The organism is uncultured Jannaschia sp. (assembly GCF_947494055.1).
Taxonomy (GTDB): Bacteria; Pseudomonadota; Alphaproteobacteria; order Rhodobacterales; family Rhodobacteraceae; genus Jannaschia.
The window spans coordinates 1-440 of the sequence record NZ_CANLTR010000190.1 but is presented as its reverse complement, the minus strand read 5'-3'; the positions used below and the strand labels follow the sequence as shown (position 1 = coordinate 440).

The following is a 440-nucleotide window of genomic DNA, read 5'->3' as shown; positions in this document are numbered from 1 at the left end:
TCGGAACCAGTCGGCATCATAGCCGCGATCGCCGAGCAGCCATTTGACTTTTGGCAGTCCACCGAGCAGTGCCCGTGCGCCGATGCAATCGCTGACCTGCGCTCATGAAGAACCGGATCGGTCGTCCGAGCGCGTCGGTGACGGCGTGTAGCTTCGTGCTCGGCCCGCCCTTGGCGCGTCCCCTCTCGGGACATTGCCGTGCAATACCCTGTCGGGCAGTGGATCAGGCGACCACGCCCCCCTTTCCAGCGGCCAAGCTGGTCGCCGTTCGGTGGGCCTTCAGGTATGTCGCGTCCGCTGCCGGCAGCGGTTTGCAAAGCAAACCACGAGAGGGATCATCACGGTCTTCTGTTCGCCGTGTTCGGCCGCCAGACCAGCCATCATCCGCGCGAGACCCTGTACCGCTCCAGCGCTTCCAGCGGCTACAAAGCGTCTTGTAA

General features: G+C 64.1%; 1 pseudogene. It reads right to left on the bottom strand.

Annotation, left to right across the window (positions count from 1 at the left end):
* Positions 1 to 440, bottom strand: a pseudogene (locus tag Q1A87_RS23800) (hypothetical protein); the annotation flags it as partial.